This window comes from Empedobacter falsenii (assembly GCF_019308355.1).
GTDB classification, from domain to species: Bacteria; Bacteroidota; Bacteroidia; order Flavobacteriales; family Weeksellaceae; genus Empedobacter; species Empedobacter falsenii_B.
On the sequence record NZ_JAAGKM010000063.1, the window covers coordinates 1 to 10213 of the forward strand.

Annotated in this window: 9 protein-coding genes and 1 pseudogene; 2 read left to right on the forward strand and 8 right to left on the reverse strand. The window is 37.5% G+C overall.

Features of this window, described 5'->3' with window-relative positions:
• Nucleotides 1–953: pseudogene (locus tag G0Q09_RS14065) on the forward strand (IS91 family transposase); the annotation flags it as partial.
• Between the two features lie 374 nt (nucleotides 954–1327).
• Here G0Q09_RS14065 and G0Q09_RS14070 read toward each other — a convergent pair.
• From G0Q09_RS14070 to G0Q09_RS14105, 8 genes are read right to left on the reverse strand one after another with little or no spacing between them, the layout of a single operon-like run.
• Nucleotides 1328–2203: a KilA-N domain-containing protein gene (locus G0Q09_RS14070; protein WP_443093333.1), complete on the reverse strand. Its 876-nt coding sequence runs from the start codon at nucleotides 2201–2203 to the stop codon at nucleotides 1328–1330.
• Nucleotides 2170–3291 (reverse strand): ABC transporter permease, encoded by a 1122-nt coding sequence (locus G0Q09_RS14075; protein WP_219035350.1) that lies wholly within the window; start codon nucleotides 3289–3291, stop codon nucleotides 2170–2172. The genes G0Q09_RS14070 and G0Q09_RS14075 overlap by 34 nt, the downstream gene beginning before the upstream one ends.
• Nucleotides 3288–4394: an ABC transporter permease gene (locus G0Q09_RS14080; protein WP_219035351.1), complete on the reverse strand. Its 1107-nt coding sequence runs from the start codon at nucleotides 4392–4394 to the stop codon at nucleotides 3288–3290. Before G0Q09_RS14080 ends, G0Q09_RS14075 begins: the two co-directional genes overlap by 4 nt.
• Before the next feature lie 2 nt (nucleotides 4395–4396).
• The gene (locus tag G0Q09_RS14085; RefSeq protein WP_219035352.1) at nucleotides 4397–5143 is read right to left on the reverse strand and encodes an ABC transporter ATP-binding protein; all 747 of its coding nucleotides are present in this window, start codon (nucleotides 5141–5143) and stop codon (nucleotides 4397–4399) included.
• A 1-nt stretch (nucleotide 5144) separates the two neighbouring features.
• Complete coding sequence (locus tag G0Q09_RS14090) at nucleotides 5145–6059, reverse strand: ABC transporter ATP-binding protein (protein ID WP_219035353.1); 915 nt, start codon at nucleotides 6057–6059, stop codon at nucleotides 5145–5147.
• A gap of 1 nt (nucleotide 6060) precedes the next feature.
• Nucleotides 6061–6963 carry an HlyD family secretion protein gene (locus tag G0Q09_RS14095; protein WP_219035354.1) on the reverse strand — a complete coding sequence of 301 codons (903 nt, stop codon included), beginning with the start codon at nucleotides 6961–6963 and terminating at the stop codon, nucleotides 6061–6063.
• Between the two features lie 21 nt (nucleotides 6964–6984).
• A complete protein-coding gene (locus G0Q09_RS14100; protein WP_219035355.1) occupies nucleotides 6985–8268 on the reverse strand; it encodes a TolC family protein in 1284 nt (427 codons plus the stop codon).
• A gap of 52 nt (nucleotides 8269–8320) precedes the next feature.
• On the reverse strand, nucleotides 8321–8953 hold the full coding sequence (locus tag G0Q09_RS14105) for a TetR/AcrR family transcriptional regulator (protein ID WP_219035356.1): 633 nt from the start codon (nucleotides 8951–8953) through the stop codon (nucleotides 8321–8323).
• A gap of 632 nt (nucleotides 8954–9585) precedes the next feature.
• Here G0Q09_RS14105 and G0Q09_RS14110 point away from each other — a divergent pair.
• On the forward strand, nucleotides 9586–10213 hold a 628-nt coding region (locus G0Q09_RS14110; protein ID WP_257468279.1), incomplete at its 3' end, for a tyrosine-type recombinase/integrase.

Sequence of the window (10213 nt, forward strand, 5' to 3'; positions counted from 1 at the left end):
CGAGAGCAATGGATTGAAAATCGGGAAACCGAACTGCTTCCGGTACCTTATTTTACTCATTTTTTATTATTCGTTTTAATTGTATTCGTGATACGCTTCGCTTAATTCACGTGGTTTTTACGCTTCCGGATGTATTGAACAAAACCGCACTTCACGAGCCCAAGATGTTGTATGATATTTTATTTGAATCGGCTTGGGAAACGCTTCAAACGTTTGGCAAAAACAAAAATCTCCAAATGGGAATGATTGCTGTTTTGCACACTTGGGGACAGAATCTGAGTCTTCATCCACATTTGCACTGCATTGTTCCGGGCGGTGGTGTGGATGAAAGCGGAGCTTGGAAAAACATCAGAAGTGACGGTAAATTTTTGTTTTCTGTAAAGGCTTTGAGCAAAGTTTTCAGGGCTAAATTTTGTGAGAAATTAAAAGATAAAAACCTTAAAGAATATACCAAAATCAGGCAAAATCTGTGGGAAAAACCTTGGGTGGTTTTTGCTAAAAAGCCTTTTGGAAGCCCAAAATCTGTGGTGGAATATTTGGGCAGATACACGCATAAAATCGCCATCAGCAACCAGAGAATCAGGAAAATTGACGCGGAGACGGTCACTTTTTCTTACAAAGATTACCGCCAAAAAGGCATCAAAAAGCAGATGGTTTTGAGCCACGAGGAGTTTATCCGCCGTTTTGCGATGCATATTTTGCCGAAAAGATTTGTGAAAATCCGTCATTATGGTTTTTTGAGCAGCACCTGGAAGCGTATCAAACTTAAAAATCTACAACAAAAATTAGGCATCCAGCCCAAAGAAAAGTTTCCGCCAAAAGCTTTTCAGCCGAAATGTAGTTGTTGCAGAGTTGGAAATCTTGTGACGATTGCCACGTTCGATTTGCGCGGTCCGCCACAATGGTTTTTGGAGATGAGCCAAAATTTACCTGCTCCTAAATCTGCATTTTAGCGGATTTGGGTAAGGGAAATTATACCCCGACATGAAGGAAAACACGATAAAACCGACAAAGTTCGCCAAAAACGAATGCCTAAAAAAAAGAGAACGTCCTGTTCTCTTGAAATATTCGCTAAAAATTTTACGATAAATCCATAGTGTTTGAAAAAACATGTAAAAAAGCTCCCAAAGCTTCCGTTCAACAGGGTTTTCATTGTTCGTGCTACGCACGCAACGAAAACTTAGCTATTATAAGCCGTTTTTCTTCTCTCGTTAATTTGTCTGTCGGGTTGTCGGTGCGTTGGCTTGGTAGCTCTTTTGCATTTTTTGTTTGGCTTTGTGCGTTTGCGAAAATGCAAATGTGCTACCAAATGCGTTGGCTGTCTTGGTTACTTCAATAATTTCCGTTTGTCAACGTCCTGCAAAATGCTCATTTGTTGAATGGCTATTTTGTTCAGTTTTATCAGTCGGTCTTTTTGCGGCATTTTTTCGTTGATGAAAACTGCGTTCAGGTTTTCCATATTCGCTAAACAAATCAGTTCGTTAATTGTCGCATAATCTCTGATGTTTCCTTTCAGGTTTGGGTTTGCTTCCCGCCATTGTTTGGCTGTCATTCCAAACAAAGCAACATTCAACACGTCTGCTTCGTTTGCGTAAATGATTGATGTTTGTTGAGCCGAAAGTTCTTTTGGAATAAGGTTGTGTTTGATAGCGTCTGTGTGAATATGGTAATTTAGTTTGGCAAGTTCTCGCTTTGCTGTCCAACCAAGTTGTTTTTGTTCTTCTTCTTTAAGTCGCTGAAATTCGGTTATCAAATACAACTTAAACGGAACACTGATTGCAGAGCCAAACTCAAAGGCAATATCTTTGTGGGCATACGTTCCGCCATACTTGCCTTTCTTGACAATTATACCAACAGCATTGGTTTTGTCAATCCATTCCGAAACACTCAATACAAAACTTGGCAAACCTGCTTGCGTTTTAAAGTGGTCAAATTCCACCACTTTAAAATTCGGGTTGTTGATTTGCTCCCAGGTTCCTAAAAATTCAAGTGTGTAACGGGTTCTAATCCAATTTTTTATGATGTCGGCAGCACGGCTTTCACTTTCCTTAGCGTTTGCCATATCTGTAAGCGAAATATAATCCTTTTCCTCAACCGATATAATCGTTATTTCCGTATCTTTTACATTGATTTTTGCCATAGCTCTGCAAAATTGCGAAAAATATTTATTTAACTCGTTTTTCTGTAATTCAAAATCGCCCAACCATTAAGAAATAACGCAAAGCCTACCATAATCAGGAAATGATATTTCATATCGGAAAAACCACTTCCCTTTAAAATGATCATTCGTACAACTTCAATAAAATATGTTACAGGAATACCCTTTGCAATATAATAAGCCCAATTCGGCATACTGTCGATTGAGGTAAACAATCCACTCATTAACATAAAAATCATAATGAAGAAAAATGCGATTGACATTGCTTGCTGTTGTGTTTCGGCAAAGGTTGAAATGAGTAAGCCCATTCCTAATAAAGCAATGAGATAGATAGCCAAATAGCCGTACAGTAAAAGCAAACTGCCTACAGGTACGATACCGTAAACCAAGCGTGCTACAATGAACAATCCTACACTAAAAATAAACATCCCGATTACCCAAAACGGAATGAGTTTACCTAAAATAAATTGATATTTTTTGATGGGTGTAACGTTGATTTGCTCTATCGTTCCTACTTCTTTTTCTTTTACAATGTTCAATGCACACATATATGAACCGACCATTGTTACTAACACAACCAATATTCCCGGAACCATAAAAAAACGGTAGTTCAAAAATTTATTAAACCAATTTGATGAAGCAATACTGATAACAGGTGTCGCATTAAATTTATCGGGTTGAAGCCATTGCAAGCGAATATCAGCATTGTATTCCGTAATAATCTGATTGAGGTATGCACCGCCCAGACCTGCCTTTACGCCATTGATTGCATTAACGGCGACAAACAATTTTTCTGAATTTTCACGCACCAAATTCTTTTCAAAGCCCTGCGGAATTTCCAGTATCAAATCGGATTTGTCTTTTTCTATTTGCTGAAATGCCTGATTGAATGATGTGCCATAATCTGCCAACTGAAAATATCCCGAAGCAGTGATTTTTGAAATCAACCGTTGTGAATAGGTAGAGTGATCGTGGTCTACAATGGAAATGTTGATATTTTTTACTTCATAATCTGCTGCTAACGGAAGTATAAGCAACTGAATAATAGGAACAACAAAAATCAAGGGCAACAATGCTTTGTTGCGAAAAATTTGTTTGAATTCCTTTTGCAATAAAAATTTCAGCGTTCTCATACCAATCTGTTTTTAAAAGTTTTTAAACTGACAAAGAGCAAGAAGCAGGTTGTTCCCAATAGGATAAGTGTTTCTTTCCATATCGCTGAAAATCCCAAGCCTTTTATCATTATTGATTTTACAATAATGTAATACCATTTTGATGGAACAAAATTTGTTATTAGCTGCAATGGAACAGGCATATTTTCAATAGGAAACATAAAACCCGTAAACAACATTGTAGGCACTAACATTCCCATCATTGAAATAAGCATTGCCGATTGTTGCGATTTTGTATTATTAGAAATCAGCAAGCCCAATGACAAGGCACAAATGATTAGTAAAGTACTTTCAGCTATTAATAACCAAAGGCTCCCATTTATAGGCATTCCCAACAGTGTAACGCTTAATATAAGTATAACGGAAAGGTTAATAAGCGATAAAAAAAAGTAAGGAATGGCTTTTGAAATGATGACCAAAAATGGACTAACGGGCGAAACCAACAAAATTTCCATTGTGCCCGTTTCTTTTTCCCGAACTATGGACACAGCTGTCATCAGTACGCATACTAATAACAGTACCAATGCCATAATTCCCGGTACAAAGTTGGTTGCTCCTTTCAGTTCCGGATTGTACAGCATTCTTATTTCGGAATCTATCCGAAGCGGGATAGTATTGTTTTCCATCAATTCCTGCTGATAATCCATAATAATTGCCGTTGCATAATTTGTCAATGTGTTGGCTGTGTTTGGGTCTGAGGCATCTGCAATTATTTGTACTTGAGCTTTATTCAGATGTAACAAATCCTTATTAAAGTTTGCAGGAAAAATAATTGCCAATTTGATGTTTTCTTTTTTAAAAGCATTTTCAATTTGGGAGTGGCTCATTATTGTTTTTGTAATCTTAAACTGATTTCCTGCTTCCAATTTGTTGATGATTTGCTGTGTGGCTTGGTCTTTGGCATAATCGCAAATCACAATTTTTGCATTTTTAATTTCGTTGGTTACCGCAAACCCAAACAGTACAATCAACACAATGGGCAAACCGAACAACATCAATAGTGTTTTCTTATCACGGAAAACGTGATAAAATTCTTTTCTTACGAATGATAAAAACTGTTTCATCTTTAATCTGATTTTCGTTTTGCCCCTCTTGCCAATTCAAAAAACACTTCGTCCATTGTGTTTGCAGAAAATTGCCTTTTCAAATTGTCGGGTGTGTCTAATGCTTCAATTACCCCGTCAACCATTATTGAAATACGGTTGCAGTATTCGGCTTCGTCCATATAATGCGTAGTTACAAAAATGGTAATGCCTGTGTCTGATGCCTGATAAATTAAATCCCAAAACTGTCTGCGGACAATCGGGTCAACTCCTCCTGTGGGTTCGTCCAAAAACACAATTTTAGGTTCGTGTATTACGGCGACAGAAAAAGCCAATTTCTGTTTCCAACCCAACGGTAATGAAGCCACCAACTTTTTTGCTTCGCTCTGCAATCCCAATGTGTCAATGAGTTCATTACTTTTTGCTTTTAGTTGTTTATCGGTTAAGCCATATATGCCACCAAAGAATTGTATGTTTTCCATTACTGTTAAATCTTCATACAGCGAAAATTTTTGGCTCATATAGCCAATGTTCTTTTTGATTTGTTCGGTTTGTGTGTAAATGTCAAACCCTGCAATGGTAGCATCGCCCGATGAGGGTTTGGAAAGTCCGCAAAGCATTTTCATTGCGGTTGTTTTACCTGCTCCATTTGCACCGAGAAAGCCAAAAATTTCGCCTGCATATACCTCAAATGTTATTTCATTTGTAGCGATGAAATCTCCAAAACGCTTGGTAAGTTTGTCTGTTTTTATTACTACTTCGTTTGTCATATTAGTTCATCAGATTTATAAAGCAATCTTCAATGCTTGGTGTGATATGTTTTATTTCAATGTCTTGAAAATTGGCTTCCTGCAAGGTTTGTATCAGTTCGTTTTGCGAACGCTCATTGTCATTTTGAAATATGATATGATGAAAGTCGCCAAACGAAAAACAGCTTTTTATTTGCGGGTTGTTTCTTAAAGTATTCTGTAACCTGCTCATATTGTCTGCTTTTACAGCAAATAACTTGTCTGGAAATTGTTTTATGATATTATCGGGTGTATCTATCGTCATAATGCTGCCGTTCTGTATCAATGCAATGCGTTCGCAAAGTGTGGCTTCATCCATATAAGGCGTGGAAACTAAAATGGTAATGCCTTGTTTTTCTAACCCTTTCAGCATTTCCCAAAATTCTTTTCTTGAAACTACATCTACACCTGTGGTAGGCTCGTCTAAAAACAATACGGTAGGACGGTGGATTAAAGCACAACACAAAGCCAATTTTTGTTTCATCCCTCCCGACAATTTTCCTGCCCTGCGATTTTTAAACGGTTCTAACTGAACATAAATATCCTTTACCAAATCGTAGTTTTCAGCAACGCTTGTATTAAACACTGTTGCAAAAAAGTTGAGATTTTCCTCAATAGTTAAATCCTGATATAAGGAAAATTTACCGGGCATATAACCTACATTTTTACGAATGGCTTTGTAGTCTTTTACTACGTCAAAACCATTTACGGATGCTGTACCGCTATCGGGTAACACTAAGGTTGTAAGTATCCGGAAGATGCTCGTTTTTCCTGCACCATCTGCTCCAATTAAACCAAACAATTCTCCTTTGTTTACCTCAAATGATACATCGTTTACTGCCTTTACTTCGCCTTTATTGTAGGTCTTTACAATGTTATTTAATACAACGTCTGCCATATCACTTAAATTTTATTTCCCCATACATACCCACTTTGTAAGCCCCGTCATTCTTTACTTTCACTTTGATTGCATATACCATATTTGCCCGCTCGTCTTTGGTTTGAATGGTTTTAGGCGTAAACTCTGCTTTGTCATTTATCCAAACTATTGTACCTGTTGTTTCTTTGTAACCGCCTTTGCCGTCATCGGTAAGCACTTTTACCTGTTGGTTCAGCTTTACCTGTGGCAGTTGGTTGCCTGTGATGTAAGCCCGCAGGATAATGTTTGACAAATCGGCAATTTTGTACAGAGGTTTACCTGTTGCCGTCATTTCGTTGGCTTCGGCATATTTGGCAAGCACTGTTCCGTTAGTCGGGTTGATGATGTTGCATTTTGCAAGCTGGTCGTTCAGTTGCTCAATCTGCACCTGCAACGGCACAATGTCTTTGCTCAAACCCTCGCTTGAAATGCTTAATGTAGACTTTTGTGCTTCTATCTGCTTTTTCAGCACTTCAATTTGTGCATTAATGTCGTCTAACTGCTTCGGTGTTGCTGCATCACCTTTTACCAAATTGGTTATTCTCGTTTGCTCACTTTGGGCAGTTCTTAATTGTTCCTGCAGAGCAGATAGTTGAACAGGTATATTGGGTTTTTTCCCTAAGACGGCTACTGTCTGTGCTTCCAATTGTTTTTTCTTCAAATACAACTGTAAGCTGTCTATGTAGCCAATAGTTTGTCCTGCTTCTAATGTTTGCCCCTCTTCAATACTGAATTGTTCGATTGTTCCGGTGGCTTCTGATGAAATAATGGTTTCTTCTGCTTCAAAACTTCCCGAAGCATCAAACGAAACTTTGTTGTCGTTGCAAGCTGTAAGCATTGTTGCGATGCCTGCCACTAATGCGATTGTCTTTATTTTATACATTGTTCTACTTTTTTATTGTTACTAATTTCCTGCTGTTGTTTGAGCGTTGTACTCTGTCATTAAAAGCTGTATTTCGTGTAAAATCAAACTTTGCTTTGCTTGGTCTTCGGCATTTACGGCAATGAGATAATCGTTTGTTGTTGCTGTACCATAAGTTAACTGGTTTTGTGTGGTATTTTTAACGCTTTCGCGAAGCGATACAATACTTTTGTCGGTTTCGATTAATTCCTGCATTTTGGTTATATCTGCATTTTGCTGTTTCAATGTTAGGTTAGTGTTGAATAAAAAAGTCTCCCTTTGTATATCTATCATACTTTGGTTGTTAGCAAGTATTTTTTTTTCATTTTTATAAGTGTAGATACTTGTAATATTCCAACTCAACCGTAAGCCACCGATATAGTAAGCTTGAAAATCATTATCCAACATATTTAAGCCGGGTCTGCCCACGCCACCCTGTAAAAATGCACTCAGCCGTGGTAGGTTTTTGGCTTTAATAAGCTTTTCTTGCACGTTAAAAGATTTTTTTTGCAGGTCAAACAATTTTAGCTCTGGTCGATTGATTGTGTTGGTAAGTATTTGTCTTTGCGGTTGCTCAAGTATCGTTTTTTCATCAATCGGATTATTGATAAATAACCCCAACATATCTGCATATCCATTGCGTGTGGCTCTTAGTTCAATGGTACGCTGTTCGGCTTTCAATAATTCTGCTTTAAGGTTATCTGCTGTACTTTTTAGAGCCACTCCGTTGGCAATGGCAACGTTGGTTTTTTCAATACCGCTTTGAATATCCTTTTTGACCAATTCGTTTTGTTTAATTTGTGCGTCAATCAATAATATCCCAAAATAGAGGTTGTTAATACGCTCTCTTAGTTTGTACAATTCCACTTCCGTCTTTTGGGTTTCTATTTCAGAATTGGTATTGATATATTCTTTTTGGTCTTTCACAGTAAACAAGTCAGTAATGGATTGTGATACTTCGCCATATAGCCTGTATTGGTCTTTGCTCACTGTCGGAATATCCACGCTGGGCAATGAGATTGGTATTTGCGTAACTGCCGATTGATAGGTTGCCTGCCCTGCTACATTGAACTGCGGTAAATACGCTTTTTGAGCATTGGCAATAGAATATTCTTTTGTTTTTTCTATCAGCGTGTATTGCCTTATCAAAGGATAATTCTGCTTTGCCATTTCGAGGCAGTTATCAAGGCTCAATGAATTGCTTTGCTGTGCCATTGACCAATGGCCGCATATCAGCATTAAGACAATGAGCCATTTTGATTTTTGTTTAATTAGTAATTTAATCATTCTTTTTAATTTTATATTTTAATCATTTGATTAATCAATGGATAAAAAAAATTTACTTCGATTTCATTATTGCTTTAATCCAGATGGGGATTAATTTTTTTCGTTCCTGCATTAGTTTATCAAACTGAGCATCGTTTAATCCACCTACACCTTGTAACAAAGGTTTACCAAGAATAGGAAAAACTATAAGCCCTAAAAGATTCATCAAAAAATGTAATGGATTAGGCTCGGTTATTTTGCCTTTTGAAAATGCTTCCTGATGTTGCTTGAAAAATGCAGATTGTAAAACCAATTGCTTTAAAGGTAGACGTTCCAAGAGGTTATCAGGACGATTTCTAATTTCACTAAGCATAAAAATAGGGATGTTGGGTTCTTTGCTCAAAAAATCAATGTAATTAGATGCAATTAAAGTAACCTTTTGTTCCAATGATGTAGCCTCATCATTCATTACAAAACTCATACGCTGCATAAAACCGGAAATGGTTTCAAACATAATCAGGTCAAATAATTTTTCCTTGCTTCGGAAATAATAATTGAGTAAAGCAAGATTGATACCTGCTTCTTCGGCAATATCCCTTGTGCGTGTAGCGGCATAGCCTTTTTTAAGAAACACAGTACGGGCAGCATTTTTGATTTTTGCCTCTGTTGATGTGTCGAGTATTTTTGTATCTTTTTTAGCCGCCATTGCTTAAAATTTCATTTACGTTGCAAATATAAAAACTAATTTTTGATTTAACCAAATATTTTAATCAAATGATTAAAATGTTTTTCAGTTTGGGGTGGTGGGTGGGCTTGGGTGCGTTGGGGCAAAATTAAATGTGGTGTTTGTGTGTCGGCTGTGCGTTGGCAAACACCTCTTTTAATTTTGTGAAGCGTTGGCTTTTTTCGTCCTTTCTGTCTGTCGGTTGATGTTTGCTCGGTAGTCGTCCTAAAATGGCTTATAACGGAAAAAGTATTTGCGAAGGGCGGGCTAAATTTAACTGAAAGTTCAATTTCGACCGAACGAAGCAAATTGCTTTTTCAGATTACTAATCTACAAAAAATTGTAATATGAAAAGCAAGTTGCGACTAAATGCATCGGGTTTTTCTATTATATATTCAACCCCGCCTTTTGCAAATACAATGTTGAACTAAACCTTCGGTAGCTTTCTCAGCGCTATATTTAGTTACTTTGTAAAACTAATTAAAAATCAGTAAAATGGCAACAAAAAAAAGAGTGTAGAAGCGCTTAGAGAAAACAAAATCATCAATCAGGCAAAGCGTGAAGTTTCGGGATTTGCGGAGCTTTTGCAAAGGTTTGAACGTACGGTTTCTGTATTGGGAAGGAGCCAAAGTACGTTTCAAAATTACTCCAGACACGTGGCTGCGGTGTCGCTACATTTCGGAAAAATTCCTACAGAATTGGATCCAGAGCAAATTCACGATTACCTTTTTTATCTACAGAAAAAATCTAAATCTCCATCACAATCGTATTTTAAACACACCGTTTACGGACTTCGGTTTCTGCTAAAATCGGAAGGTTTGAGCTATGATTTTTTGAGTCTTCCGGAAATTAAAAAAGAGAAAAAACTGCCTGTAGTGCTTAGTAAACAGGAGGTTTGGCAGATGTTGTCCGGCTGTAAACTTTTAAAACATAAAATCTTAATCGGCATTCTTTACGGCTGCGGATTGCGATGTATGGAAGTTCGAAATCTCCGTTTATGCGACTTAGATTTTGACAGAAAACAGTTGAAAGTGGTTCAGGGAAAAGGCAAAAAAGACCGTTATTTGCCACTTTCCGATCATTTGATTCGGGGACTCAAAAAGTATATCGAAGCTGAAAAACCAGAAGATTATCTCTTTGGAATGCCACGAGAAGGAAGAGCCGGCGGAGAGTTTGATTCCCGCTACTCACAACGAGGCGTTCAGTGGGCGGTAAAACAGGCATCAAGAGCAGCAAAAATCT

What these genes read in the sequence shown, in the direction of transcription:
- G0Q09_RS14105 (WP_219035356.1), bottom strand. Translation starts at nt 8,953, where the DNA reads ATGGCGGCTAAAAAAGATACAAAAATACTCGACACATCAACAGAGGCA.
- G0Q09_RS14085 (WP_219035352.1), bottom strand. Translation starts at nt 5,143, where the DNA reads ATGACAAACGAAGTAGTAATAAAAACAGACAAACTTACCAAGCGTTTT.
- G0Q09_RS14080 (WP_219035351.1), bottom strand. Translation starts at nt 4,394, where the DNA reads ATGAAACAGTTTTTATCATTCGTAAGAAAAGAATTTTATCACGTTTTC.
- G0Q09_RS14075 (WP_219035350.1), bottom strand. Translation starts at nt 3,291, where the DNA reads ATGAGAACGCTGAAATTTTTATTGCAAAAGGAATTCAAACAAATTTTT.
- G0Q09_RS14095 (WP_219035354.1), bottom strand. Translation starts at nt 6,963, where the DNA reads ATGTATAAAATAAAGACAATCGCATTAGTGGCAGGCATCGCAACAATG.
- G0Q09_RS14100 (WP_219035355.1), bottom strand. Translation starts at nt 8,268, where the DNA reads ATGATTAAATTACTAATTAAACAAAAATCAAAATGGCTCATTGTCTTA.
- G0Q09_RS14090 (WP_219035353.1), bottom strand. Translation starts at nt 6,059, where the DNA reads ATGGCAGACGTTGTATTAAATAACATTGTAAAGACCTACAATAAAGGC.